The organism is Pseudomonas wayambapalatensis (assembly GCF_049942315.1).
Lineage (GTDB): Bacteria > Pseudomonadota > Gammaproteobacteria > Pseudomonadales > Pseudomonadaceae > Aquipseudomonas > Aquipseudomonas wayambapalatensis.
In genome coordinates, this window is the sequence record NZ_JBNFMU010000093.1 from 1 (window position 1) to 24778 (window position 24778).

Sequence of the window (24778 nt, forward strand, 5' to 3'; positions counted from 1 at the left end):
ATCCTGTGGGAGCGGGCTTGCCCGCGAAGAGGCCGACACAAGCAATAAATTTTTCCGCCAGCCTGTTGCAGCACGGTGCCGCCAACGGCGTTAGAATGCCCGACTGAACCAAACCCCCCGGATACCCGAGCCTTGCTGACCGAACCCCGCCGCCGCGCCTACCTTTCCGCCATGCAAGTGGTGCACTGGCTGCCGCGTGCCGAACTGCCGTTCGCCGCGCCTTCGCGCCCCGAGCTGCTGTTGCCGGTGGCGCCGGTCGAGGAGCTGGATGTCGAGGTGCAGCCGGTGCGCCAGGCGCCTGCGCAGGGCGAAGCCGCGTCGGTCCATGCCCGCTCCGGCGAGCGACCGAAAATCGAGATCCCGCGCCCCGGCAGCACGCCCAAGCCTGCTGCCAAGCCGGTCGAGCGCGAAGAGGAGGCGCCCAAGGCTGCCCGTCCGGCCCCGGTGCCGCCGCCGCGTTTCGCCCTGCAACTGCTGCGCGCCGGCACGTGCCTGTTGCTGGTGGAGCTTGCCACCGGCCAGCCGTTCCAGAGCCGCGACCCTTCTTACCTGTTGCTCAAGGACATGCTGCGCGCTGCGGGCCTGCCGGACGCGCCGCAGATCATCGGCGAGCCGGTGCGCTGGCCGCTGTTCGTACGCGGCAACATGGAGCAGGGGCCGGAGGCTGCGCGTGATTTCGTCCAGGGCTTCATCCAGGCCCGCCTCGAAGAGGCCCCCTGCACCTGCCTTTGGCTGATCGGCCTGCCAGCGGTGCGTTTTGCCGGCGACGCCGATGCCCAGGCCTACTACCAATCACTGAAGATCGACGGCCTGGGCGATGTCTGGGCATTGCCGGGTCTTGAACTGTTGATGGACGAACCGCAACGCAAGGCGGACGTCTGGAAAGCGATGCGCCAGCTGATGGCGCGCTGGAAGAGCGTTGAATGAGTGACTCGATCAGTTTCCGCCCGATGACCGAGGCGGATCTGGATAACGTGCTGAAGATCGAATATGCCGCCTTCAGCCACCCCTGGACCCGCGGGATCTTCCAGGATGCGCTCAAGTCCTACGAAGTGTGGCTGATGTTCGACGGCCAGCAGCAGGTAGGGCATGGCGTGATCAACGTGATCATCGACGAAGCGCACCTGCTCAACATCACGGTCAAGCCGGAGAACCAGGGGCGCGGCCTGGGCTTGCGGCTGCTCGAACACCTGATGGCGCGTGCCTACCAGCTCAATGGGCGCGAGTGTTTCCTGGAGGTGCGTGCCAGCAACCAGTCGGCCTATCGTTTGTACGAGCGCTACGGATTCAACGAGATCGGTCGGCGTCGCGATTACTACCCGGTCGCTGGCGGGCGTGAAGACGCCCTGGTGATGGCTTGCACCCTGTTCGAAGAGTAAGCGCCTGCGCGGCTACCAGCCGAACAGCTCACAGGCGTTGCGCGTACTGGCCTCGGCCAGCGCCACGCACTCCACCCCCATGACCTCGGCCAGCGCTCGGGCAATATCGGGCAGATGCTCGGGGCTGTTGCGCGCGCCGGGGTGCATCACCGGCGGCATGTCTGGCGCGTCGGTCTCCAGTACCACGCTCTCCAGCGGCAAGCGCGGCAAGGTCTTGCGCAGGCGCAAGGCCTGCGGCCAGGTGGCGGCGCCACCCAGGCCCAGCTTGAAGCCGAGCTTGATGTATTCGCGTGCTTCTTCGTAGCTGCCGGCGAAGGCGTGGATGATGCCGGCGCGTACGGGCTTGTAGCGCTTGAGCGTGGCGATCACCTGGGCGTGGCTGCGGCGTACGTGCAGCAGCGCAGGCAATTCGAAGTCGCAGGCCATCTGCAATTGCGCTTCGAACAAGGCCTGCTGGCGGTCCTTGTCGAGCTCGGGCAGGTAATAGTCCAGGCCGAACTCGCCGACCGCACACAGGCGTGGATCGCCGCGCAGGCGTTCTAGCCACGCGCGCAGTTGCGCCAGGTGTTCGGGCCGGTGCTGCTCGAGGTACACCGGGTGCAGGCCGAGGGCGGCTGGCAGGCGTGCATCGCTGCAAGCCAGGTCCCAGACCCGCTGCCAGTTGCCCTGATCCACCCCCAGTACCACCATGCGCCCGACCCCCAGCGCCGCTGCGTTGGCCAGCAGGCGCTCGCGGTCGGCGTCGAAGTCGGGGAAGTCCAGGTGGGTATGGGTGTCGATCAGGCGCATGTTCAGGCCGAAATGCGCTGCTTGAAGGTTCGCGCCACGGCATGTACGCCTGGGGCGTAGGTCTTCTGCTCGATGGCGGCCAGGGCCAGCTCCAGTGCGGTGGCGGCGATCTGACCGTGCTGCTGGGCCATGGCGTTGACCGGCAGCGGCAGGAAGTCGAGCAACTGGTTGTCGCCGAAGGTGCCCAGTTGCAGCCCACGTGGCCCGCTGGCACGGGCTTGCAGGGCGTCGAACACGCCTTGCAGCAATACGTAGGAGGTCGTCACCAGGGCATCGGGCAGGTCGCCGAGCTCGTCGATCAGCGTTTCCATCAGGCGCTGGCCACAGGCGCGGCTGAAGGCGTCGCCTTCGTAGCGGCGAACTTCGCCATCAAAACCTTGCAGGGCCTCGTCGAACCCCCCGGCGCGGGCCTGGCTGACCGACAGCTCCGGACGCGCACCGATCAAGGCGATGCTGCGAGGCTTGCTGCCCAGCAGGCTTTCGGTGAGTTGGCGGCTGGCATCGCGGTCGTCGCTGATCACCGAGCAGAAGTGCGCGGGGTCGAGGCGGCGGTCGATGGCAATCACTGGCAGGCCCTTGTTCTGCATTTCGCGATAACTGTCATCTTCCGGCGGCAGGCAACTGGCGACGAACAACGCATCGCAGCGGCGAGCGCGGAACAACTGCTGCAGTTGGCGTTCGCTTTCGGGCTGGTCATCACTGCTGGCGATCAGCAACTGGTAGCCACGGGCTCGCGCGCCCTGTTCGAGCTGCTTGGCGATGCGTGCGTAGCTGGGGTTTTCCAGGTCCGGGAGGATGAAGCCGAGGGTGCGTGTGTGCCGACTGCGCAGGCCGGCAGCCTGGGGGTTGGGCGTGAAGTCGTGGGCATCGACCACGGCGCGCACCCGCTCGACGGTGGCGCTGCTGATGCGCTGCTGTTCGGCCTTGCCGTTGATGACGTAGCTGGCAGTGGTCACGGAAACACCGGCCAGACGTGCGATATCGCTGAGTTTCACCGCATTTTCCTTGTTATTACCGGGGCAGCCTGGGGCGCCTGATCGGTTAGTCTTACTCAGAATTGTGTCCAAGTGCAGGCGACCATTGTCGCAATTGTTCCGACAAACTGGGGCTTTTTCCTACGCAGATTATCGAGTAACGTGGCCGCCTGGTCAGATTAAACGTTTCAGCATCCGATTGAACGGGAACTGCCCCTGAGCCCGCGGGTGAAAAAACGCGTTGAATCCCACAACAATAACCTCAGTCCCGAGCGACGGGTACTGCAAAAGGAGAAGGTCATGCTCGAGCTCGCGAGAGAGCAGATAGCCATGGGCCAAGTTGCCAGCGATAAAGCAGCGGCACTGCGCCTGCTGGCCGATCGGCTGGTCAGCGATGGCCTGGTCGCCGAGGGTTACCTCCAGGGCCTTGTGGCTCGCGAGGCGCAGGGCTCCACGTTCCTCGGCCAAGGCATCGCCATTCCCCACGGTACCCCGCAGACCCGCGACCTGGTGTACGCCACCGGTGTTCGCCTGTTGCAGTTTCCCGAGGGGGTGGACTGGGGCGATGGGCAAATCGTCTACCTGGCGATCGGCATCGCCGCGCGCTCTGACGAACACCTGCGCCTGCTGCAACTGCTGACGCGTGCCCTCGGTGAAACCGACCTGGCCGAGGCGCTGCGCCGCGCCAGCTCTGCCGACGCACTGCTCAAGCTGTTGCAGGGGGCGCCGCGTGAACTGGCGCTGGATGCACAGCTGATCGGTCTGAACCTGCCCGCCGAAGACTTCGCTGAACTGGCCTGGCGCGGTGCGCGCCTGCTGCAGCGTGGCGGCTGTGTAGACAGCGGTTTCGCAGCGCTGTTGCAGCAGGCCGAGCCACTGCCGTTGGGGGAGGGGTTGTGGTGGTTGCACAGCGAGCGCGATGTGCTGCAGCCTGGCCTGGCGTTCGTGACGCCGCAGCAGCCCCTGCGTCATCGTGACCAGCCGTTGAACGGCCTGTTCTGCCTGGCCAGCCTTGGCGCTGCGCACCAGGCCTTGCTCGAGCGCCTGTGTCAGGTGCTGATCGAAGGGCGCGGGCAGACCCTCTACCAGGCCACCAGCAGCCGCGATGTGCTGCAGGTGCTGGGCGGCGAGGCGCCGCCCGATTGGCCCAGCGTGCGCGTGATACTGGCCAACCCCCATGGCCTGCATGCCCGCCCGGCGAAGGTGCTGGCGCAACTGGCCAAGGGCTTCGAGGGTGAGATCCGCATCCGCCTGACCGACAGCGGCCATCCCGGCGTATCGGTGAAAAGCCTGAGCCGCCTGCTGTCACTAGGGGCTCGGCGTGGGCAGGAACTGGAACTGATCGCCGAGCCGGGGATCGCCAGTGATGCCCTGCCGGTCTTGCTGGAAGCCATCGAACAGGGCCTGGGCGAGGACGTCGAACCGTTGCCGGCGCATGCCCTGCCGGTCGCCGAGGTGGTGGGCGAAACCTTGCAAGCGCCGCTGCCCGGTAGCCAGGTCCAGGGCGTCGGTGCCGCGCCAGGCATCGCCAGCGGGCCGGCCCATGTACGGATTGAGCGCCAGATCGATTATCCGCTGCGCGGCGAATCCTGCGCCCAGGAACGTGCCAGGCTGCGTGCTGCCCTGGCAGCGGTCAACGCCGAGCTGCAGACACTGGTGCAACGCAGCGACAAGGCGATCGGTGAGATCTTCATCACACACCAGGAGATGCTCGCCGACCCGGCACTGGGCGATGAGGTGGACCTGCGCCTGACCCAGGGCGAAAGCGCCGCAGCGGCGTGGATGGCGGTGATCGAGGCGGCCGCAAGCCAACAGGAGGCGCTGCGCGATGCGTTGCTCGCCGAACGTGCCGCCGACCTGCGCGACATTGGCCGAAGGGTGCTGGCGCAGCTGTGTGGCGTCGCGGAGCAGGCCGAGCCGCAACAGCCTTATGTACTGGTGATGGCTGAAGTCGGGCCGTCCGATGTGGCGCGTCTCGACCCGGCGCGGGTTGCTGGCATCGTGACCGCGCAAGGCGGGGCCACCGCACACAGCGCCATCGTCGCCCGCGCCCTTGGCATTCCGGCGGTGGTCGGTGCCGGGGCGGCGATCCTGCTGGTGGAGGCGGGTACGCCGCTGTTGCTCGACGGGCAACGGGGCAAGGTCAGCGTTGCGCCGCCTGCCGATGAGCTGCAGCGTGCGTTGGCCGAACGCGATCAGCGTGAGCAGCGTCTGCAGGCCGCCTGGGTCAAACGCCATGAGCCGGCCGTGACCCGCGATGGCCATGCCGTCGAAGTCTTCGCCAACATCGGTGACAGCAGTGGCATCGACAAGGTGGTGGAGCTTGGCGCCGAAGGCGTCGGCCTGTTGCGCACCGAACTGATCTTCATGGCTCATCCGCAACTGCCGGATGTGGCCACCCAGGAAGCCGAGTATCGCCGCGTGCTCGATGGCCTGCAGGGGCGCCCGTTGGTGGTGCGCACCCTCGATGTGGGCGGTGACAAGCCCTTGCCCTACTGGCCGATCGCCGATGAAGACAACCCCTTCCTCGGCGTGCGTGGCGTGCGCCTGACCCTGCAGCGTCCGCAGGTCATGGAGGAGCAGTTGCGCGCCTTGCTGCGCGCGGCCGACGACCGGCCACTGCGGATCATGTTCCCGATGGTCGGCCAGATGCACGAGTGGCGCGCGGCCAAGGCCATGGTCGAGCGGCTGCGTGAGGAGATCCCGGTCAATGACCTGCAGGTGGGGATCATGGTCGAGGTGCCGTCGGCTGCGCTGCTGGCCCCGCAACTGGCCCGGGAGGTGGACTTCTTCAGCATCGGCACCAACGACCTGACCCAGTACGCCCTGGCCATCGACCGCGGCCATCCGAGCCTGTCGGCCCAGGCCGATGGTCTGCACCCGGCGGTGCTGCAACTGATCGACATGACCGTGCGCGCCGCCCATGCCGAAGGCAAGTGGGTGGGCGTGTGCGGTGAACTGGCGGCCGACCCGCAGGCAGTGCCGGTGCTGCTGGGGCTGGCAGTGGACGAACTGAGCGTCGCGGCGCGCAGCGTCGCCGAAGTCAAGGCCCTGGTGCGCCAGGCCGATTACCCGACGGCCCGTGCCCTGGCGCGCGAGGCCCTGCAACAGGACAGCGCCGAGGCGGTACGGGCGCTGGTGGAGCGTTATTGAAATGGCCAAGATTCTTACCCTGACCCTCAACCCTGCGATCGACCTCACGGTAACCCTCGAGCGCCTGCACGCCGGTGAGGTCAATCGCACCCATGACCAGCGCAGCCACGCCGCCGGCAAGGGCCTGAACGTTGCCCAGGTGCTGGCTGACCTTGGGCATCAGGTGACGGTCAGCGGCTTTCTGGGGCGCGACAACCTGCAGCCTTTCGAAGCGCTGATTGCCCGCCGCGGCTTCGACGACGGTTTCGTTCGCGTGTCGGGCGAAACCCGCACCAACATCAAGCTGGTCGAGGCCGATGGCCGGGTCACCGATGTCAATGGCCAGGGCCCGCAGGTCGACGACGCGGCCCAGGCCGAGCTGCTCGAGTACCTGGCACAGCGGGCAGCCGGGCATGACGTGGTGGTGGTGGCAGGCAGCTTGCCTCGTGGCGTCAGCACGCAGTGGTTCTGCCAGTTGCTGGGACAGTTGGCCGCGCAGGGCCTGAAGGTGGCGTTGGACACCAGCGGCGAAGCCTTGCGCGCCGGTCTGCAAAGCACACCCTGGTTGGTCAAGCCCAATACCGATGAGCTGGGCGAGCTTTTCGGCATCACCGTGCAGGCTTTTTCCGAGCAGCGCGATGCCGCCCGGCGTCTGCTCGACAGCGGCGTCACTCACGTGGTGGTGTCCCAGGGCGAGCACGGGGTGAACTGGTTCGCCGCTGACCTGGCACTGCATGCCCAGCCGCCCAAGGTGCGCATCGCCAGTACCGTGGGCGCGGGCGACTCGCTGGTGGCGGGCATGGTTCATGGCCTGCTGCAGGCCGAGAGCGCCGGGCAGACCTTGCGCCGCGCCACGGCCATCGCTGCCCAGGCGGTGACCCAGGTGGGCTTCGGCATCGACGACCGCGAACAGCTGTCGCGCCTGGAGGCTGCCGTGCAACTGACAGAACAACAACAAGAGGCTCGCCGATGAACATTGCGATCGTCACCGCCTGCCCGAATGGCCAGGTGTCGAGTGTATTGAGTGCGCGCTTGCTGGCCGCCGCGGCCCAACGCCGGGGCTGGAGTACCAGTGTCGAGGTGTGGGATGCCGAGCACCCCGAGCGGCGCCTGAGCCCTGCGCAGATCGCCGAGGCCGACTGGGTGCTGGTGGTCAGCACGGGTTCGGTGGACCTGAGTCGCTTCGTCGGCAAGCCGGTGTACCAGAGCACCCCGGCCCAGGCGCTGGCCGATCGCGAAGGTTTCCTCGATGAAGCGGCGGCCAACGCCAAGGTGCTCGAAGCGAGCGGCGCCGAGGTGCCAAGCCGCAGCGCTGCACCCCGTATCGTGGCGGTCACCGCCTGCCCGACCGGTGTGGCCCATACCTTCATGGCGGCCGAAGCCTTGCAGCAGGCTGCCCGGGAGCTGGGCTACGGTTTCAGTGTCGAGACCCAGGGCTCGGTGGGCGCACGCAACCCGCTGACGGCCGACGCCATTGCCGAGGCGGACGTGGTGCTGCTGGCAGCCGACATCGAGGTGCCGGCTGCACGCTTCGCGGGCAAGCGCATCTACCGATGCGGCACCGGCATCGCCCTCAAGCAGGCGCGGGCGACCCTCGACAAGGCGCTGGCCGACGCCAAGCTGGAAAGCGCCGAGGGCGCAGCCGAGACGCCCGCGAAAAGTGAAAAGGCCGGTGTCTACAAACACCTGTTGACCGGCGTGTCGTTCATGCTGCCGATGGTGGTGGCAGGTGGGCTGCTGATCGCCCTGTCGTTCGTCTTCGGCATCGAGGCGTTCAAGGAGCCGGGCACCTTGCCTGCGGCCTTGATGCAGATCGGTGGCGAGGCGGCGTTCAAGCTGATGGTGCCGATGCTGGCGGGCTATATCGCCTGGTCCATCGCCGACCGCCCGGGCCTGGCCCCAGGGATGATCGGTGGCCTGCTGGCCAGCACCCTGGGGGCGGGTTTCATTGGCGGTATCGTCGCGGGCTTTCTTGCTGGCTACAGCGCCAAGGCCATCAGCCGCTGGGCGCGTCTGCCCACCAGCCTCGAAGCGCTCAAGCCGATCCTGATCATCCCGCTGTTGGCCAGCCTGTTCACCGGGTTGGTGATGATCTACGTGGTCGGTCATCCGGTGGCGGCGATGCTCGAGGGACTGACGCGTTTTCTCGACAGCATGGGAACCACCAATGCGATCCTGCTCGGATTGCTGCTGGGTGGGATGATGTGCGTCGACCTCGGCGGGCCGATCAACAAGGCGGCCTATGCGTTCTCGGTAGGCTTGCTGGCCTCGTCGAGCTACGCGCCGATGGCGGCGACCATGGCCGCTGGAATGGTGCCGCCGATCGGCCTGGGAATCGCTACCTTTTTGGCCCGGCGCAAGTTTGCCCAGAGTGAGCGCGAGGCGGGCAAGGCGGCATTGGTGCTGGGGCTTTGCTTCATCTCCGAGGGCGCGATTCCCTTCGCGGCGAAGGACCCATTGCGGGTGATTCCGGCGAGCATCGCCGGCGGTGCGCTGACGGGGGCGCTGTCGATGTACTTTGGCTGCAAGCTGATGGCGCCGCACGGTGGACTGTTCGTGTTGCTGATCCCCAACGCGATCAATCATGCGCTGCTGTACCTGCTGGCGATCCTGGCCGGGAGCCTGGTGACGGCGGTGGTGTACGCGCTGATCAAGAAGGGGGAGCGGGTGGAGATGGTGGTGGCGCCGGCCAAGTGATCGGCTGGAGGCGCTGGAGGATGCTTCGCAGGCTTGCCCGCGAAGCATCCAGCACTGATCTCAACGCTTGTGCCGCAATGGCACCAGCAACTCGCCCAGGCCGTTGTGATCGATCTCATGCATCAACGCCAGCAACCCGCCCAGCTCGCCGGGCGGAAAGCCCTTGCGCGCGAACCATGCCAGGTAGTCGCCCGGCAGGTCGGCGATGATCCGGCCCTGGTATTTGCCGAAGGGCATGGTCCGTGTGACCAGCAGTTGCAAGGATTCGGGTTTCATTCGGTGAACCTGGTGCGCTGAAAGCGCCGACCATACAGCAATCGCTGTGCGTAGCCACCCTGCAATCTGCACGAGCACGCAAGCGGCGATCATGCAGAACACCGTTTCACTGTCGTCGCGACTATTAAATAAGTAACTGATTTGTAAGCTTTTTATTTTATGTTCAGGCTTGGCATGAAGACTGCTCCAGTCATAGGGACTATCACCTGCCAAGGAGTTACGCCATGAGCAACCCCAACAAAGATGTGATCGACGTGCTCAACGACCTGATCGAGTACAGCAAGGACGGCGAAAAGGGTTTCAAGGAGTCGGCCGATGACGTCAAGAATCCTGAGCTGAAGACCTTCTTCGTCCAGCGAGCGACGGCCTGTAACCAGGCCGCTGCCGAACTTCAGGCTGAAGTACGTCATCTTGGTGGCGATCCCGAGACCTCGACCAGCTTGAGCGGTGATATTCACCGTGGCTGGGTCAACCTCAAGTCGATGGTGACCGGCAAGGATGAAGAAGCGGTGCTCAACGAAGTGGAGCGGGGCGAAGACCATGCCCTGAAGGCCTACAAGGAAGCTCGAGAAAAGCTCGTTAAGCTCAACAACCCCAGCGCGCAGAATGCGCTGACCTTGGTCGATCGCCAACTGCAAGGCGTACAGCGCAATCACGACCAGGTGAAAGCACTGCGTGACGCTGCTCGCGCCCGCTCCTAAGCAACAGGCGTGACAGGCCCTTCTACCCGGTTACGGCCCCCCGCCTTGGCCCGGTAAAGGGCTTCATCCGCGGCACCCAGCACTTCTGTAAGGTCGTGTTGGGTGCCGGGTTCGTAAAGGCCGATGCCAATGCTGACCGTGATTGGCCGCTCATCGGCACCGAATCGCGGCATCGCTTCGACACTCAGGCGAATGCGCTCGGCCAGCAGCAACGCACCGGCCAGTTCGGTTTCCGGCAGCACAACCTGAAATTCTTCGCCACCGTAGCGCGCTGCCAGATCGGCCGGCCTGCGGATGCAGCGATTGATGGTGCGCGCCACCTCACGCAGGGCATGGTCGCCGCCAGCGTGGCCGTGACGCTGGTTGAACGCCTTGAAGTGATCCACATCCACCATCAGTACCGCCAGCGCCGTGCGGTTGCGTTGCGCGCGCGCCCATTCCTGACGCAGGACCTGATCGAGGCGACGTCGGTTTGCCAGCCCCGTGAGGCTGTCGGTGGCTGCCAGGGTGGCCAGGCCCTGCTCGGCATCGTGGCGCCGACGCAGTTCGCGCCCCAGCAGCACGGTCAGCCAGAGTATGCCCAGGCACAGCACCCCCGTGGCCAGGCCGACGATCAGCGCCGTGCGCCGCCAGGCCTGGAAGACTTCGGAAGACGAGTGCGCTACCAACACGATCAACGGCAGTTCGCCCACGCGCGCGAACGTGTACATGCGCCGCTCGTCGAACAGGTTCGAGTGTGCGCTGAAACTGCCGCTGCGCGCCTTGAGAATGCGCTGGAAAATAGGGTACTGGCTGAAGTCGCTGCCGATCGGTAGGTCTTGTGGCCGGCTCGGTTGTCGAGCGAGTAACTGGCCGCTGGTGTTGAGCAGGTTGATGCTGCTGTGCTCGCCGATATCCAGGCGCTGGAACAGTTCGCTGAAATAGGACAGGCGCAGGGCGCCGGTCGCCAGGCCTGCGAACTCACCATTGGGGCCGGGAATGCGCCGGCTGAAACTGATGCACCAATCGAGATCGCCCAGCTGTGCCTTGAACGGTGGACCGACCAGCAGACCTAGGTTGGCATTGGCCTGGTGGGCCTTGAACACCCTCGTGCTGGCGAAGTTGGCCTGGCGTGGAATGATGCTGGTGGAGTCGCCCACCACGTCGCCCTGGGCGTCGAGCCACAGCACATCGCCGCGGCTGCGGTCGACGAAGGCCTGGTTGAACAGCAGGCGTTGGCGCAGCGGGCCGGGGACTTCCGGCAGCTCGCGGCGCCCGACTGCCCAGATCAGGCCCTTGAGCGACTGGTCGTAGAGTTCGGCGTTGCGCAGGATGTCACTTTCGATGAGCTGGACGATGTTGTTCGAGGCGCGGATGGAGGACTGTTCGACACTGTCCCGTTCGCGGCCGAGCAGATAGCTGACGATACCTACAATCGCGAGCACGGCGAGGCAACTGCCCAGGTTGAGGATCAGCTCGGGGTGAGGCCTGGGGAGGATGGGGCGCGGGGATCGAGTGTGCAACATCAGGCTCGCTACTGCATAGGCCCCTCTTTCCGTGAGGGTAGGGCTATAAAGCGGCGGCAATATTCTAGGGAAGTGGCAATTGTCGGACAAGATTAGTCCGTCGGAAATGCATCAGGGGCTTCGCGGGACAAGCCCGCCCCTACAGGGCTGTAGGAGCGGGCTCGTCCCGCGATCACCGGCAACGCCGGTGCCATCCGCTGAGAGAGGGCCGATCAGAACACGTTCAGCGGATAGTCGACGATCACACGCAGCTCGTCGTTATCGTTATCCACGGCCGAGTACCCCTGGCTGCCACGGTGGCTGGCATAGCGCAGCAGCACCGACAGGTCCTTGAACTGGCCTTCCTGGAACACGTACTTCACGTCCAGGTCGCGTTCCCAGTGGCGCGCATCCTTGCCGTCCTCGCTGTACCAGTGGCCATAGCCAACGCTGTTCGGATCAGCCTTGGTGAGGTCCAGCTTGCCGCGCGAATACGACAGCGACGAGGTCAGCCCGGGGATGCCGAGCCCTGCGAAGTCATAGTCGTATTGCAGCTTCCACGAGCGCTCGTTGGGGCCGTTGAAGTCCGAGTACATGCGCGAGTTGTCGAGGTAGATGCTGTCGCCCAGGTTGATGTAGTCGAACGGCGTATTGCCGTTGACCCGCTGGTAGGCGGCAGTGACGCTGTGATGACCGGCCGCCACGGTGAAGTGCAGGCTGTAGGTGTTGTTGTCGATCTTGCCCAGTTTCGACTGGCCAGTGTCCTGGGTGTGGTAGAAGTGCACGCCCGGGTTGAGGCTGACCAGGTCATTGACCACATAGGTGTAGTCGAAGTCGGCGTAGTACTGGTTCCAGATGTCTTTCAGTTCGGCGGCGTAGAGGTTGGCGGTGATGTTCTCGGTGCCGTTCCACGCGGCGCCAGCCCACGACAGGTGCTTGCTGCGCTGGTCGTCGGTCTGCTGGCTATAGTAGGTGTCGATGCGGCGGTGGCCGCTCTGGTTGTAGGGCTTGGTGAAGCTCACCTGGCCGCCTTCGAGCAGCAACCCGTCGACGCTGGTGTTGGTCAGCGCCACGCCACGGAAGGTCTGCGGCAGCATGCGCGTCTCGCCACCGGCGATCACTGGGTTGGTGAGGAACAGGTCACCGGCCTTCAGTTCAGTGTCGAAGCCCTTGAGCTTGATCGCGGCGCCCGCGGTGGAGAATGAATGCGGCGCGGCGCCCAGTTCGTCTTCGTTCTTCTGGTGGGTCGGCAGGATGCTGGTGCCAGCGTGGCCGCCACCGCCATCGAGCTTCAGGCCCAGCATGGCGTGGGCATCGACACCGAAACCGATCACACCGGGCGTGTAGCCCGACTCGAAGCGGGCGACGGCGCCCTGGCCCCACTCGCGATTGTCGCGCACACCCTGGTTGAGTTGGTTGCGGTTGAAGTAGGCGTTGCGAAAGTGCAGGTTCAGCGATGAACCCTCGATGAAGCCATCAGCCTTGTCGTCGTCCGCCTGGGCGGCGTGGGGAATCGTTGCGGCCAATGCAACGAACAGTGGCGTGAAACGGAAAGCGAAGGACACGAGTAAATGCTCCTTTGGTCTAACGGTGGGGCAGTTTCTAATTGTCGGAATTGCAGTTTCTTGTGAGGGACGTTACAAACCGGCTGATAATTAAAGCGCATAAAAAAAGCCGCTGATGCGCAGCGGCTTTAAAAGGCTAACATATCGACACAGGCACTGCCCATGGCGTAGCCGGGGGAAAACAGGACGTGTTCCGGCTGCCGATCAGCTGTCGGCATTGTCATCGTTCGAGACTTTGGAAGCTGTCTGTTGCAAGCCTTTTGTCGCACCTTGGTGCTGCGCGGCATAGGCATCCTGCGACTGTTGCAGGGTGGCGGCAATCTCTGCGTTACGGGCGACGAAGGCCGGCGATTCCTCAGCCATGGCCAGGGGCGACAACAACAGGGACGACAGGACGAAGACGCTGGCAATACCCATACTGTTGGACATTTGAAACAACCTTCTTGCGTGGCAAGTGTGAGTGAAGACAGGGCTAAATTAGTCCTGAACAGGCATTTGAAACAGCAGTGATAACGAAAATGACTCTTGCATAAAAGGTAACTATTCCGATAGGCGGCCTGGCATTTCTGCCAGGTGACGCGGGCTCAGGATGCGACGACACTCGCGGTTGATGCATCGTTGGAGCGGGCATAAAAATGCGACCCGTCCTAGCCGGGATCACCAAGAGTGCCGCGCTGCATGCTGGCACGCCGACGCTCACCGGCTTCTACCGTACCCTGACGTTGCTGCGGTGCCCGGCCACAGCGGATGCACCACCGCGTGCGCTGGCGCAGCGGCGAGTTGATGATCGGCTCTGTCGGACCACGCGCCTGTTCGGTGCGCGCGCGCTCGTGCGCGACGCCACCGGCAACGCCGATGCAATCACGGTTTCGACGCTGACTGACCAACCGTTGCTGCTTCACACCGCAGACGGTGATACCTCACTGACTTTGCTGGACATTGCCGGGCGCGCGCTCTGGTCATTCAATGCACAGAAGACATCGACTGCGACTATCTACGAAGCCGGGGCTCTCGGTGGGCGGCGATTGGCGTTGACGGAAATGGCGGCCGGCATCCAGGTCGGTCGCGTGCGTGAACGCTACAGCTATGCACCTGCACAGGTAGCGCATTGGAAGGCTCGCAATCTTTGCGGGCAGTTGTTGGAAACCCACCATAACGCTGGCATCGACCGGTCACTGCGCCTCTCGTTGACCGGCCATCCTTTGGCTACCGAGCAATGCCTGCTCAAGGTCGAGATAGAACAACCCGATTGGTCTCGTACCACAGAAGAAGATGTCGAGGACCCTCTGGAGGTCCTGAATCAGCTCGATGCCACTGGTGCCCTGCTGAGTACCACGCATGCCGCCGGTGTCACTATCGTCGAAATATATGGAATCAGCGGCGCACGGGAGCAGACCCGGGTTCGATACATGAAGGGTGGCAAGGTCGAGGAAGTCGCCACCTTGCGCGATGCTCGCTATGCCGCAGATTCCAGATTGCTGGAGCGAGCCGCGGGTAACGGTGTCGTGGATCGCTATGAATATGACCCCCGTATCCCTCGTCTCAAGCGACGTCTGACCGCTCGCCCTGTGGGTCATCCTCTGGGCGGTCTGGTCATCAGTGACCTGCATTACGAGCACGATCCAGTCGGCAACATCCTCAGCCTCGATGACCAGGGCGCGAACCCTGAATGGCACAACAATCAGCAGGCCACGGGGCTTCGGCAATATGCTTACGACACGCTGAACCGCCTGGTGTCGGCAACCGGACGTGAGCGCGTGCCTGCGGCTCGGCATCATCCCTCATCAGGCACTCGCAGTGATCCGAGTGCTGGCCAGGTGTGGGCGCCCTACAAAGAAGAGTATTCCTACGATGATGGGAACAATCTTTGGCTGATTCGGCATGAGGGTGGAGCAGGCCAACGCACGCGTGAGCTTGAAGTGGCGCTGGGCAGCAATCGTGCCGTCGTGAAAGGGCAAGGGCTTACGCCTGAGACGGGCTTTCTGCCTGGAGGGTTGCAGAAACAGCTGGCCGACGGCAGGACCTTGCGCTGGCACGTAGATAATCAGCTGAAGGCTGTCACGTTAGTGAGTCGTGAACATGCCGAAGATGACAATGAGCGTTACCACTACTCCACTGGCGGCAGCCGCACGCGCAAAGTCCACACCGTGACCATCGGGAGTGGTACGCAAACCCGGTTGATCACTTACACCCATGCCTTTGAGGTGCGCCAGCATGTAGTGGCGGGTGTGGCCGCGCCTCTGCGCCATGTGCTGATTACCAACGTTGGGGCTGCGCGTTTGGTGAGGAACGAACTCAATGGCGAAACGCAACTGCGCTTTGGCTTCAGCGATCACCTGAACAGCTCGGGAGGTGAGACGGATGCCGCTGGCAAGGTCATCGTCCGTGAGGAGTACGCACCTTACGGCGGTACCGTTGGCAATGATGAGCCTGCGACTGAAACCGACACGATGATGCAACGGACATTGCGTCATGCTGGCAAGGAGCTGGATGCGACGGGGCTGTATTACTACGGTTGGCGCTACTACCAGCCGCAGGCGGGGCGTTGGTTGAGTGCTGATCCTGGTGGCACGCTGGATGGGGTGAATTTGTTCCGTATGGCAAGGAACTCACCCCTGCGTTTTCGCGACGGTGATGGTCAGGCGCCATTCGATTGGAATAAATTTATTCTCGATGAGAACGAGCGCGGGTATCCCGCAACCGATGAAAGTCGTGCGCGCCTGCGTAAAAAAACCAAGGACGGTAAAATGATGGCCGTTGAAATGACGCACTCTATCTTGCCTGATGGTCATAGCGTGCGCTCTGAATATAATGACGGTCCCGGCAGATACCGTTTTGTAAATGAATTCAGGCCTCATGTATGGGTATTGAGAGAAAACTTCAAAGACCCGAATAAGGGCACTTATGCATCGACGGTTGTCCTCAAACAGGCCAGGATGGTAGCAGAGAAAAACAAATTCTCTGGTGAGCTTCCGAAGGTTCTATTGCGCTGGGATGTGATCAATCATGGAGCTGTTGCCGCCGTGAAAAGCGCTCCAGAGGACGCGGGTCTGTCAGTGGAAGAGATAAAGCGGAACAAAGCCACGCGGTTTCTGGAGAACTCTCAAATTGGCAAACATACCCAAAGAATAGTAGACGCACTGGGTATGACGATCACAGAGGTTGATGTTTGTCCAGGCACTAGAGATCAGAAGGAAAAGTTGGATGTGCTCGTCATTGCTGTTCATGTAGAACCCAAGGATGCTTTTACACTCGGGTTGGAAAGAGACGGAGAGCGCACGATCCGTCAAAGTGACAGAGGGTGGCTTTCAAAAAAAGTCCATCACCTCGGTTATTACTTGAATGACCGGTTACGTGAACTGAGGGCGCGGCGGTCAAGTGCACGTGCCAGCTAGACCCATTGACTTGGTTGCCGCACCTGCCGTCACAGAGCCACCTGATAACCGCCCAATGAAGGTGTTGGTCGAGCTCACTGGCTGCCTGGGGGCGAGGTGCCCGGCAAACGAATCCCGAAGACATTGACTCCCTTGCCAGTGCTCACGAACACCTCCCCACCATGCATCAGCGCAATTGCCTTGACGATCGCCAACCCCAACCCATGGTTACCACCGCCGCTGTTGCTGCGCGCTGCATCCACCCGGTAGAAGCGCTCGAACAGTAATGGCAGGTGCGCTTCGTCGATAGCCGGCCCGGGGTTGCTGACGGCGATGCTGACCCGCTCCTGATCGACGTCGATCCGCACCTGGATCACCTGCCCGGGGGCAGTGTGCTGTACCGCGTTGTTCAGCAGATTGATGAGCGCGCGGCGCAGTTGCGCCTTTTCGATCGGGGCCTGGGCATCGCCGCTGACTTCGACGCTGACGCGCGCGTCTTCGAGGATGTAGTCGAGGTAGTCCAGAGTGGTCGCCACTTCCTCGGCCAGTGACGCCTGGGTCAGCGCGGTGGCCTTGCTGCCCTGGTCGGCGCTGGCCAGGAACAGCATGTCGTTGATGATGCTGCGCAACCGCTCGAGCTCCTCCAGATTCGATTGCAGCACTTCGAAGTAGTGCTCGGCGCTGCGCCCGCGGGTCAGGGCCACTTGGGTCTGGCCGATCAGGTTGGTCAGCGGCGAGCGCAGTTCGTGGGCAACGTCGGCGTTGAAGGCTTCGAGCCGCGAATAGGCCTGGCTGACCCGGTCGAGCGCGGCGTTGAAGGCCTTGGCAAACTGCGCCAGCTCCGGCGGCAGGTCCTGGGTGCGCAGGCGGCCGTCCAGGCGTGGCGGGGCCAGCGCCTGGGCTTCTGCCGACAGCGCCAGTAGCGGGCGCAGGCCGATGCGTGCGACCCAGTAGGCGAGCAGCGAGGCCAGCAACACACCGAGCACGGCCAGGCCGACAATGGCCACCAGCAGGCTGTGCTGGGCCTGCCAGAAGGTTTGTGTGTCGATACCGATCATGAAGCGTACCGCCGGCCGTTCACCCAGGGCCGGCAGTTGGCTGACCAGGATCTTGAACGGATAGGGGGTGTCGGCCAGGCGCAGGTCGCGCATGCCTTCCGGCCCCTGGGCGAAGCGGCGCAACTGCTCGTTGGGGTGGCCGTACTCGAAGCGCGGATCATCGCTGACCACCCAGAAGCGGATGCGCCGGTCTTCTTCGGCCAGCAGGTTGAGTTTGTTGTGGATCTTCGCCCAGTGTTCCAGGGTGCCGAAGCGGTTGAGGGTGGACTCCAGCACGCTGAAGCGCGCATCCAGCTCGGCCGCCGGCAGCAGGTCGAGGCTGCGGTCGACCTGGCGGTACAACGCGCTGCCGATCAGCACGAACACCGCCAGCGCCACTAGCGTGAACAGCAGCGACAGGCGCAGGGCCAGGGAGTTAGCCCGCACGGTTTTCCAGGACATAGCCCATGCCTCGGATGGTGTGCAGCAGCTTGTTGTCGAACGGCCCGTCGAGCTTGGCGCGCAAGCGCTTGATCGCGACCTCGACAACGTTGGCGTCGCTGTCGAAATTGATGTCCCAGACCAGCTCGGCGATGGCGGTCTTGGACAGGATCTCGCCCTGGCGCCGGGCCAGCACGCTGAGCAGCGAGAACTCCTTGGCGGTCAGCTCCAGACGCTGGCCCGCGCGGCTGGCCTTGCGTGCCATCAGGTCGATCCACAGGTCGGCGACCTGGATCTGCAGCGGCTCATGGCTGATGCTGCGACGGGTCAGGGCCTGCAGGCGGGCGACCAGTTCGAGGAAGGAGAACGGCTTGCCCAGGTAGTCGTCGGCACCTTCGCGCAAGCCATGGATGCGATCCTCGACGCGCTCGCGGGCGGTGAGCATGATCACCGGGGTCTGCTTGCGTGCACGCAGGGCGCGCAGCACGCCGTAGCCATCCAGGCCCGGGAGCATGACGTCGAGCACGATCACCGCATAGTCGCCCTCGAGCGCCAGGTGCAGGCCATCGATGCCATCACGGGCCAGATCGACAGTGAAGCCCTGCTCGGTCAGGCCGCGATGCAGGTAGTCGGCGGTTTTTTCTTCGTCTTCGACGATCAGCACACGCATGAGTTTGTCTCAACTGGCGGTCGCGGCCGCGTTGGCGACCTTGCGGCGGTGGAACAGGCGCTCCAGGGCCAAGTATATGACGGGGGTGGTGAACAGCGTCAGCGCCTGGCTGACCAGCAGGCCACCGACCACCGCGATGCCCAGCGGCTGGCGCAGCTCGGCACCGGCTCCGAAGCCGAACATCAAAGGCACCGCGCCGAGCAGGGCGGCGAGGGTGGTCATGATGATCGGCCGGAAGCGTGTCAGGCAGGCCTGGTGGATTGCCTGCTCGGGCGTCATACCCTGGTTGCGTTGGGCGTCGAGGGCAAAGTCGATGAGCAGGATGCCGTTCTTCTTGACGATGCCGATCAGCAGCACGATGCCGATCAGCCCCATGATGGTGAAGTCCTGGCCCATGGCCCAGAGCAGAATCAGCGCACCGAGGCCCGCCGAGGGCAGGGTGGAGATGATCGTCAGCGGGTGTACGAAGCTCTCGTAGAGCACGCCAAGGATGATGTACACCGCCACCAGTGCTGCGAGGATCAGCCAAGGCTGGCTCGACAATGAACTCTGGAACGCTTGTGCCGCGCCCTGGAAACTGCCGACGATGGCATCGGGCATGCCCAGCTCGCGCTGGGTCTGTTCGAGGATGCGCACCGCATCACCCAGGGCCACGCCGGGGGCGAGGTTGAACGACAGGTTGGCGGCCGGGAACAGGCCATCGTGGGCGATCGACAGCGGGCCGGTGCTGGGCGGTGCGACATGGGCCAGGGCCGACAGCGGCACCATCTCGCCCGACAACGGCGAGCGCAGGTAGAAATAGTTCAGGCTCTCGGCCTTGCCGCGCTGGCGGGCGTCGAGTTCGAGGATCACCTTGTACTGGTTGGTCTCGGTCTGGAACTCGCTGATCTGGCGCTGGCCGAAGGCGTCGTACAGCGCCTGGTCGACGTCGGTGGTGGTCAGGCCGAAGCGAGCGGCGGCCTGGCGGTCGATGTCGATGCGGGTGACGCTGGCGCCCAGCTGCAGGTCGTTGGACAGGTCACGGAACGCCGGGTTTTCCCGCAGGCGGTCGGTCAGGCGCTGGGTCCACAGGTTCAGGGCCACGCCATCGTTGCTCTTGAGCACGTACTGGTACTGGGTGCGCGACGGGCCGGAGCTGAGGTTGATGTCCTGGCCGGCGCGCAGGTACAGGACGATGCCGGGCACCTGGGCAAGTTTCGGGCGCAGGCGGTCGATCAGCTCGCTGGCCGACACATCGCGCTCGCCGCGGGGCTTGAGACTGATCCAGAAGCGGCCGTTGGCGATGGTCTGGTTGCTGCCTGTGACCCCGACGGAATGGGAGAAGGCGCGCACCGCAGGGTCGGCCTCGATGATCTTCGCCAGCGCTTGGTGCTTTTCGATCATCGCCGGGTACGACACATCGGCGGCGGCCTCGCTGGTGCCAAGGATGAAGCCGGTATCCTGCAGCGGGAAGAAGCCCTTGGGGATGGCGACATAGCCGACCACTGCCAGCGCCAGGGTCAGGCCGAATACACCCAGCGTCAGGCGCTGGTGGGCGAGGGCGTGGTCCAGGCCCTTTTCGTACCAGCGCACCAGGCGCTGGCCGAAGCCGTCGTGGTGTTCCTGCGGCGGTTTGCGCATGAACAACGCGCAGAGGGTCGGCGCCAGGGTCAGCGACACCACCACCGAAATCAAGATGGTCGAGGTGGCGGTCAGGGCGAACTCCTTGAACAAACGCCCGACCACGCCGCCCATGAACAGCAGTGGAATGAACGCGGCGATCAGCGAGAAGCTGATAGAGATCACCGTGAAGCCGATCTCGCCGGCGCCCTTGATCGCCGCCGTGCGGCTGTCGTCTCCGGCTTCCAGGTGACGGTGGATGTTTTCCACCACCACGATGGCGTCATCGACCACGAAGCCCACGGCGATGACGATGGCCACCAGGGTGAGGTTGTTGAGGCTGAAGCCTGCCACGTACATCAGCGCGCAACTGGCGATCAGCGACACCCCCAGCACGCTGGAGACGACCAGGGTTGCCGACCACTGGCGCAGGAACAGCGCCATCACCCCGATCACCAGTATCACCGCGATCATCAGAGTGAGTTCAACTTCATGCAGCGAGGCGCGGATGGTCTGGGTGCGGTCGTTGAGCACCGACACCTCGACCGAGGCTGGAAGCATTTCCTGCAAGCGCGGCAGGGCGTCGAGCACGCGATCCACGGTGTCGACGATATTGGCGCCAGGCTGGCGGAAGATCACCAGGTTCAGCCCGGGTTTGTCGCCGGACCAGGATTTGACATAGGCGTTCTCGGCGCCTTCGATCACCTTGGCCACGTCCTGCAGGCGAACCGGGGCACCGTTGCGGTAGCTGACGATCAGTTGGGCGTAGTCTTCGGGGTGGAACAACTGGTCGTTGGCGGCGATGGTCGAGACACTGTGCTCGCCGTACAGCGCGCCCTTGGCCAGGTTCAGGCTGGTCTGCTGGATGGCCTGGCGGATATCGGCCAAGGTCAGGCCGATGGCCGCGAGCTTCTCGGGCTGGGCTTGTACGCGGATCGCGGGGCGCAGTTGGCCGGTGATGTTGATCAGGCCGACCCCGTCGATCTGGCTGAGCTGGCGCGCCAACAGGGTTTCGGTGTAGTCGCTGAGCGCGTTGCCGGGCATTTGCTCGGAGCTGACGGTCAGCACCAGCACGGGGCTGTCGGCCGGGTTGACCTTGCGCCAGGTCGGTGGGCTGGGCAGGTCCTGCGGCAGGCGCGCAGTGGCGGTGTTGATCGCGGCCTGGACTTCCTGGGCGGCGGTGTCGATGTTCTTGTCGAGGGTGAACTGCAGGATCAGCGTGGTCGAGCCCAGGGCACTGCTGCTGGTCATCTGGGTCATGCCGGGGATGGCGCTGAACTGTACCTCCAGCGGCGTCGCCACCGAGGATGCCATGGTTTCCGGGCTGGCGCCGGGAAGCTGTGCGGTGACCTGGATGGTCGGGAAGTCGGCTTCCGGCAAGGGGGCCACCGGCAGGCGCGGGAAAGCGATGGCCCCCAGCAGCACCAGGGCGAAGGTCAGTAGCAGGGTGGCGATGGGGTGGTCGATGCACCAGGCCGAAACCCCTTTGCGGGTGATCATGGCTGGCTCCGGCGGTCAGCCACTTCGGGGCTGGCGGGCACGTCGGGGGCGACCTCGACCCGTGCCCCGGGCTTGAGGCGCGACTGGCCGTCGAGCACCAGGCGATCACCGGCCTTGACCCCGGCGATGACGTTCAGGTCGCTGTCCTGGTAGAGCACCTTCACCGGCACGCTGGCAACCTTGTCGCCATCGAGGCGGTAGACGTAATGGCCATCGATGCCGCGCTGCACCACGGGTGGTGGCACCACCAGGGCGTTCTCGTCGATGGCGGTGCGCAGGCGAATGGTCACCAGTTGGCCCGGCCACAAGCGGCCATCCTTGTTGTCGAACTCGGCCTTGATACGCACGGTGCCGGTGTTGGCCGAGACCTGGTTATCGATCAGCGCCAGGTGGCCCTGACCCAGCAGGCTGCGTTCGCCGTCGGCGTCCATGTAAGCCTCGACCAGCGCTGGTGACGGGGCTTTGAGCAGGTTCTGCAGGCTGGGCAGCATCTGTTGCGGCAGGGCGAACTCGACAGCGATCGGGTCGATCTGGGTGACGCTGAACAGACCCTGGGTGTCGCTGCTGCGCACCAGGTTGCCGGGGTCGACGTTGCGAATGCCGACGCGACCGGTCACCGGTGAGCGGATCTGCGTGTACGACAGTTGGACTTCGGCATTGGCGATGGCTGCCTGGTTACCCTTGACCGTGGCCTGCAGTTGATTCACCAGCGCCTGTTGCTGGTCGAGGGTCTGTTTCGAGACGCCGTCGTCGCTGCTCAGCAGGCGGTAGCGCTTGAGGTCGACACCGGCCACCTGCAACTGTGCCTGGCTCTGGCCGAGTTGGGCGCGAGCCTGCTCGAGACTGGCGCGGATCGCGCGGTCGTCGAGGGTGGCGAGCAGGTCGCCTGCCTTGACCCATTGGCCCTCCTTGACCTGCACCTGGGTCAGGATGCCCTCGACCTGCGGGCGTACATCGACGCTGTGCAACGACAGTACCGAGCCGATGCCGCTGGCAAAGCGCGGCACGTCCTGCTGGGTGACGCTGACCACCCTGACCGGCACGGCATTTTGCGCGCGTGGGGCAGGCGTGTCCTGGCGCAGGCGCAACCAACCGGCCACGGCGATCAGCAGGAGGATGGCCAGGGTGGCGAGGACGAGGGGGCGGGAGGGACGTCGCATCGGTGCTGGTACCGGTCAGTTGGCAGGGTTGGTTACGTGTCGTGTTCTGCGCGGGCAAGCCCGCTCGCACACCATCTGTGACGGAAGTACCTGTGGGAGGGGGCTTGCCCGCGAACAGAACACCTAGATAACCGGCTTTATGTCCTGTCCTTTTTCTGCTTATAGCCCCCCAATCGGGTCGGCAACGTGACGCCTGGCTGACAGCGCTGACAGTTTCCAATCATTGATGGCCAATTGCCAAGGCATTGCGCTGGATCAATGCCCGTCCGGGGTTTGCCCCTAGAGTCGAACGCCCTCCCGATTGTCCCGACAACAATGAGAGCCTCCGATGAAGTGCAATATGCCTGTTACCGGTCGCCAAGTGGATTATCCCGGTGATGCCAACATCCTTTCCACCACCGACCTCGATAGCCGCATCACCTACGCCAACGATGATTTCGTGCGTATCAGCGGGTTTGCCCGCGAGCAGTTGCTCGGCCAGCCGCATCATGTGGTCCGCCATCCTGACATGCCTGCCCAGGCCTTCGAGCAGATGTGGCAGACGCTCAAGGCCGGTCGTTCGTGGATGGGGCTGGTGAAGAACCGCTGCAGCAACGGTGATCACTACTGGGTCAGCGCCTTCGTCTCGCCCATCGGCAGTGCGGGGCAGACGGTCGAGTACCAGTCGGTGCGCACCCGTCCACTCGACGAGCAGGTCGCGGCGGCCGAGCGCTGCTATGCACGTTTGCGCGAAGGGCGGTGGCGCTGGCGCGAGCGTCTGCCGGTGCCGGGCCTGCGGGCGCGGCTGTCGCTGGGCATTGGCGCTGTGCTGGCGCTGGTGATCGGCGTCGGGCAGGGCTGGTCGGCCGGCGCCTGGCAGGTGTCTTTGATCGAGTGGCTGGCGGCAGCGGGCCTGAGCAGCTTGGCCGTGTGGGGGCTGTTGCGCCCGTTCGAGCGTCTGCGTGCCCAGGCCCTGGCGGTGGCCGACAATCCACTGAGCCAGCAGTTGTACACGGGGCGGCGCGATGACATTGGCCAGATCGACTTCGCCATGCGCATGCTCAAGGCGCAGTTGGGGGCGGTGGTCGGGCGCATAGGCGATACCTCGACACGCCTGGCCGGGCATTCCGGATCGCTGGCCGAAGCCCTGCAGGCCAGCCATGCCAACAGCCTCGAGCAGCAGAGCGAGGCGGACCAGGTCGCCACGGCGATCCACCAGATGAGCGCCAGCGTCGCCCAGGTTGCCAGTAGCGCGCAGTTGGCGGCGATGGCTGCCGACCAGGCCGAAGACGAAACCCAGTCGGGTCATCAAGTGGTCGACCGCAACCGCTGCGCGATCCAGGACCTGGCCGGTTCGCTGGTGGAGGCGAGCGAGGTGATCCAGCAACTGGAAAACCACAGCGGCGAGATTTCCGGGGTCATCGATGTGATCCGTGGCATTGCCGAGCAGACCAACCTGCTGGCACTCAATGCCGCCATCGAGGCGGCGCGTGCCGGCGACCAGGGGCGTGGTTTTGCTGTGGTCGCCGACGAGGTGCGTGGCCTGGCCCAGCGTACCGCGCAGTCGACCCACGAGATCCAGCGCATGATCGCTGCCTTGCAGGAGGGTACTCGTGCGGCGGTACAGGTGATGCGTCAGAGCAGCACCCACGCCGGGCATAGCGTCGAGCAGGCGCGCCTGGCCAGCGATGCGCTCGACAGCATCAGCGTGCGGGTCAACCAGATCAACGAGATGAGTTTGCAGATCGCGGCAGCGGTGGAGCAGCAGAGCCAGGTCAGCGAGAGCATCAACCGCAATATCGTCAGTATTCGCCAGGCCAGCGAGGCGACGGTGGATGTGGGGCAGCGCAGTCACAGCAGTGCCAGTGATGTGGCGGGGCTGGCGCAGGATCTGCGGCGGTTGGCGGATGAGTTCTGGCGGCGCTGTCAGTGAGGCTGGCGGTGCCCTTTTCGCGGGCAAGCCCCTCCCACAGGGGCTAGGACTGCTTTTTTTTGTGGGAGCGGGCTTGCCCGCGAAAAGG

Annotated in this window: 18 protein-coding genes; 8 read left to right on the forward strand and 10 right to left on the reverse strand. The window is 64.3% G+C overall.

The genetic code is table 11. The features are described 5' to 3' along the window. The first annotated feature begins 132 nt into the window (after positions 1-132). Both ACPZMI_RS03780 and rimI read left to right on the forward strand, forming a co-directional pair. Positions 133-927, forward strand: a complete 795-nt coding sequence (locus tag ACPZMI_RS03780) for an energy transducer TonB (RefSeq protein WP_186708121.1) — start codon at positions 133-135, stop codon at positions 925-927. Next, positions 924-1379 (forward strand): ribosomal protein S18-alanine N-acetyltransferase, encoded by a 456-nt coding sequence (rimI, locus tag ACPZMI_RS03785; RefSeq protein ID WP_186668343.1) that lies wholly within the window; start codon positions 924-926, stop codon positions 1377-1379. Before ACPZMI_RS03780 ends, rimI begins: the two co-directional genes overlap by 4 nt. A 12-nt stretch (positions 1380-1391) precedes the next feature. Here the strand turns inward: rimI and ACPZMI_RS03790 are convergent, their stop codons facing one another. Then, a complete protein-coding gene (locus ACPZMI_RS03790) occupies positions 1392-2168 on the reverse strand; it encodes a TatD family hydrolase (protein WP_426351706.1) in 777 nt (258 codons plus the stop codon). Between the two features lie 2 nt (positions 2169-2170). Further along, positions 2171-3163: a catabolite repressor/activator gene (gene cra / locus ACPZMI_RS03795; protein WP_426351707.1), complete on the reverse strand. Its 993-nt coding sequence runs from the start codon at positions 3161-3163 to the stop codon at positions 2171-2173. 279 nt (positions 3164-3442) lie between these two features. Here cra and ptsP point away from each other — a divergent pair, with 279 nt between their 5' ends. From ptsP to ACPZMI_RS03810, 3 genes are read left to right on the forward strand one after another with little or no spacing between them, the layout of a single operon-like run. Continuing rightward, on the forward strand, positions 3443-6295 hold the full coding sequence (gene ptsP, locus ACPZMI_RS03800) for a phosphoenolpyruvate--protein phosphotransferase (protein ID WP_426351708.1): 2853 nt from the start codon (positions 3443-3445) through the stop codon (positions 6293-6295). Position 6296: 1 nt separating this feature from the next. Continuing rightward, positions 6297-7247 carry a 1-phosphofructokinase gene (gene pfkB / locus ACPZMI_RS03805; RefSeq protein WP_186668335.1) on the forward strand — a complete coding sequence of 317 codons (951 nt, stop codon included), beginning with the start codon at positions 6297-6299 and terminating at the stop codon, positions 7245-7247. Then, a complete protein-coding gene (locus ACPZMI_RS03810) occupies positions 7244-8971 on the forward strand; it encodes a PTS fructose-like transporter subunit IIB (RefSeq protein WP_426351709.1) in 1728 nt (575 codons plus the stop codon). The genes pfkB and ACPZMI_RS03810 overlap by 4 nt, the downstream gene beginning before the upstream one ends. 60 nt (positions 8972-9031) lie before the next feature. Here the strand turns inward: ACPZMI_RS03810 and ACPZMI_RS03815 are convergent, their stop codons facing one another. Further along, entirely contained in the window at positions 9032-9247 is a 216-nt protein-coding gene (locus tag ACPZMI_RS03815) for a DUF3820 family protein (RefSeq protein ID WP_054892498.1), read from the reverse strand. 224 nt (positions 9248-9471) lie between these two features. On the opposite strand from ACPZMI_RS03815, the gene ACPZMI_RS03820 reads away from it, so the two are divergent. Further along, complete coding sequence (locus tag ACPZMI_RS03820; protein ID WP_186668330.1) at positions 9472-9948, forward strand: ferritin-like domain-containing protein; 477 nt, start codon at positions 9472-9474, stop codon at positions 9946-9948. Here the strand turns inward: ACPZMI_RS03820 and ACPZMI_RS03825 are convergent. The 3 genes from ACPZMI_RS03825 to ACPZMI_RS03835 all read right to left on the reverse strand — a co-directional run bounded on the left by ACPZMI_RS03825 (position 9945) and on the right by ACPZMI_RS03835 (position 13426). Beyond that, entirely contained in the window at positions 9945-11450 is a 1506-nt protein-coding gene (locus ACPZMI_RS03825) for a GGDEF domain-containing protein (protein WP_186721527.1), read from the reverse strand. The genes ACPZMI_RS03820 and ACPZMI_RS03825 overlap by 4 nt on opposite strands. A gap of 215 nt (positions 11451-11665) precedes the next feature. Then, a complete protein-coding gene (locus ACPZMI_RS03830; RefSeq protein ID WP_411383251.1) occupies positions 11666-12997 on the reverse strand; it encodes an OprD family porin in 1332 nt (443 codons plus the stop codon). 204 nt (positions 12998-13201) lie between these two features. Further along, entirely contained in the window at positions 13202-13426 is a 225-nt protein-coding gene (locus ACPZMI_RS03835; protein ID WP_426351710.1) for a hypothetical protein, read from the reverse strand. 206 nt (positions 13427-13632) lie between these two features. Here ACPZMI_RS03835 and ACPZMI_RS03840 point away from each other — a divergent pair, with 206 nt between their 5' ends. After that, entirely contained in the window at positions 13633-16392 is a 2760-nt protein-coding gene (locus ACPZMI_RS03840) for an RHS repeat domain-containing protein (protein ID WP_426351711.1), read from the forward strand. Positions 16393-16466: 74 nt separating this feature from the next. Here the strand turns inward: ACPZMI_RS03840 and ACPZMI_RS03845 are convergent, their stop codons facing one another. Genes ACPZMI_RS03845 through ACPZMI_RS03860 form a run of 4 tightly spaced genes read right to left on the reverse strand, consistent with a single transcriptional unit; the run spans position 16467 to position 22778 of the window. Then, entirely contained in the window at positions 16467-17870 is a 1404-nt protein-coding gene (locus tag ACPZMI_RS03845) for a heavy metal sensor histidine kinase (protein ID WP_426351712.1), read from the reverse strand. After that, positions 17845-18519 (reverse strand): heavy metal response regulator transcription factor, encoded by a 675-nt coding sequence (locus ACPZMI_RS03850; protein ID WP_151924405.1) that lies wholly within the window; start codon positions 18517-18519, stop codon positions 17845-17847. The genes ACPZMI_RS03845 and ACPZMI_RS03850 overlap by 26 nt, the downstream gene beginning before the upstream one ends. A 9-nt stretch (positions 18520-18528) precedes the next feature. Continuing rightward, positions 18529-21618: a multidrug efflux RND transporter permease subunit gene (locus tag ACPZMI_RS03855; RefSeq protein WP_426351713.1), complete on the reverse strand. Its 3090-nt coding sequence runs from the start codon at positions 21616-21618 to the stop codon at positions 18529-18531. Continuing rightward, positions 21615-22778, reverse strand: a complete 1164-nt coding sequence (locus ACPZMI_RS03860; protein WP_426351714.1) for an efflux RND transporter periplasmic adaptor subunit — start codon at positions 22776-22778, stop codon at positions 21615-21617. The genes ACPZMI_RS03855 and ACPZMI_RS03860 overlap by 4 nt, the downstream gene beginning before the upstream one ends. 328 nt (positions 22779-23106) lie before the next feature. Here ACPZMI_RS03860 and ACPZMI_RS03865 point away from each other — a divergent pair, with 328 nt between their 5' ends. After that, on the forward strand, positions 23107-24690 hold the full coding sequence (locus ACPZMI_RS03865; protein ID WP_186668318.1) for a methyl-accepting chemotaxis protein: 1584 nt from the start codon (positions 23107-23109) through the stop codon (positions 24688-24690). The last annotated feature ends 88 nt before the right edge of the window (positions 24691-24778 follow it).